Genomic DNA, 2,579 nt, shown 5'->3' with positions numbered 1-2,579 from the left:
GTCGAGGACGTCGGCACGGGTCCGGGAGGGCACTGCAGGGCGACTCTTCAATCCAGCGCGGTCGACCTGCCCCTGCACATCGRCACTTCGGATCAGCCACTTCCCGGACCCGCAGAGAAGACGCTACGCCGGACCGGTTGACAACAGAAGGGAGCCGAAAGGACGCAACGGCCCCGAGTTCAGTTCCGGCAAGGCGTCTGGCGTCTGCGCCCGTTGTCGGAGGCAGGTGCCAGCATTGCGGCATGGAAATTGCAATCTCGACAGCGGGAGCCCTCGGCCTCTCACTTGCGACCGGCTGGTTCGGTTACGTCTTCGGGACCAGACAGGAGCGCGATAAGGAACGGCGCGGGCGCAACTTCGCCGCAGGCGCAGAGCTCGTTTCACAAATCCGGGAGGTCCAGCGGCTTCTTCGCCTTCTTGGACGTGGGGATATCGATGCCAATGAGGTGGCGAGTGCCTTCTTGGCTTGGTCTCATGCGTACGACAACGCTGGGCACCGGTTGCCGGATGAGTGGCGTCACATAGCGCTTAGCGTCCGGGATGCTTCTGGGACCGTCTTCGGCGGCGTCTCGCTTGTGCATCTCAGGCCCGACACCATGAAGTTGGGTCTGGCGGAGCCAGATGCGATGTGGCAGGACTACGCGGACGACTATCTCGACTATGTGGCAAATGCGATCCTGCGGTGGGGCGACTCGAACCGGGATGCGCCGAGGACACTTATGACATACGAGGCATGGCTGGTCCGCACCGACCGTCGGGAACCGTACGGGGCGAATAGGCAGCAGTTGAGCATCGGCTCACCAGTGACCACCTAGAGGCGGATTGACCTCATGAAGCACAAACTAGCGAGGCGATGTGGCAATCGATTATCAGGCCGAGCGTTTACCCATGGGCGACGGTGAGTGGGCCTCTCTCCTGCACGCGATCGAGATGTCACAGCCGAGTGACGAGACGGACTGGGTGGAGCACAAGGCAAGACTCGATCCCTCCACGAAGGCCGGCGGAGCCGCGCTCGCGAAGGGAATCGTCGCGTTCGCCAACCGGCAGCCCGAACAAGCGGCTCGATGGCTCGGCGGGTACGGCCTGATCGTCGTCGGCCTGGAGCCCGGCAACGTGTGCGGTACGCCGGCGATCGACCCGGCCGCTTTGCACGACCAGGTCGACCGCTACCTAGCGCCTCCGGCGCCGTCCTGGGACAGCAGCCAGCACGTCTACGACGGCCAGAACGTCCTAGTGGTGACGATCGCACCGCCGCGCTACGGCGACCGGATTGCGGTGGTCAGCAAGGACGGCACCGACGTCATCAACGGTCACATCTTCGTCCGACGCGCAGGCAAGTCAGAACCAGCACGTCACGAAGACCTCCGTCGCTTGGAGGCTAGGTACATCGCTGGGGACCGTGCCATGGTCGAGATCGAAGTCCACGTCGATGGCGAACGGCCTGTCTCTCGTATCGGATACGACTCAGACTGGCTTGACGAGTGGATCTCCGCGGAGCGCGCCAGGCTCCTCGGTCCATTGACGCCCCCGAAGCCGGATCCGTTGTCGTCCATCCTCGGACGCAAGATGGCTGGTCTCGACTCGTCGCTCTACAAGGCCAACCGAAGCATCATGCAGGGCTTTGGAGCCGTCGAGCACGAAGAGACCCGGTCCGAGGACGAATTCCGTACCGAGATCGACGCCTACTTGGAGATTGCCGCAGTCAAGCTCCCTGCAGCGCTCGATGACCTTCGTGCTCACCACGCTTCGGCGCATCATTTCGTCGTCAACAACCTCGGTAAGCGCAACTACATGAATCTGGAAGTGGCCGTCTACATCGAGGGCGACGTATTCGGTGTTGATTACGAAGGCGAGATCCCGGATCTGAACGAGATCGCGGGGAATCCTCCGCGTGAGTGGGGGCCGTGGACGTCGGTCCCGACGAACAGTGCACTTCGTGCCCTGGACCTCATCGGGCACCAAGCGGTGCTGCCCCACTTGCCGACCCCGACGAACTACGCGCCGCGCCCCCACATCGAGAACGGCGGTTCGGTACGAATCGTCTTCCCCTCGTTCGACCTTCGACCGGGCGAATCGTTGGCTCTCGACGCCGTCTTGCTTTATGCAGGCGAGGGGATGACTGGCGCCACCCGCGTCAGCTGGTCAGCGACCGCTACGAACGTCGATGCTGTGGCCGAGGGAGAGGCGACCCTTCTGATCGCCGATGAACCGATCGATGTCACTGGTCACCTACGGTGACCTGTCGAGCGCTGCCGGATCCCCTTGAATCGCCTCGGCGGGATGTAGCGAGGAGCGGTGAGCGTCGGAGACGCAGGGCGGCTGACGGCTAGATCTTGGGTCGTCACCGACAGGCGGTGGGATGGGGCAGGTCCAGCACGATGAACGCCACACGAACTGGCTGGCCACAGCAACCTGCCGGACGCACTTCTCCAGGGCAAACCCCAACGGCATCCGACGGTGGCACCGTCCTAATCCGCTACTGCAGTAGGGGCCACAGCAACCTGCCGGACGCACTTCTCCAGGGCAAACCCCAACGGCATCCGACGGTGGCACCGTCCTAATCCGCTACTGCAGTAGGG

Annotated in this window: 2 protein-coding genes; both read left to right on the top strand. The window is 63.4% G+C overall.

The window, feature by feature from the left end; genetic code table 11:
- The first annotated feature begins 242 nt into the window (after positions 1-242).
- Positions 243-815, top strand: coding sequence for a hypothetical protein (locus ACXJKL_RS19090; RefSeq protein WP_457208579.1), 573 nt, complete (start codon positions 243-245; stop codon positions 813-815).
- Positions 816-855: 40 nt separating this feature from the next.
- Positions 856-2,238, top strand: coding sequence for an AlbA family DNA-binding domain-containing protein (locus tag ACXJKL_RS19085; RefSeq protein ID WP_457208578.1), 1,383 nt, complete (start codon positions 856-858; stop codon positions 2,236-2,238).
- Positions 2,239-2,579: the final 341 nt, after the last annotated feature.

Source organism: Nocardioides sp. P5_C9_2 (assembly GCF_054049555.1).
Note: the sequence above shows the minus strand (reverse complement) of the source record. Positions and strands in the feature narration are given on the sequence as shown.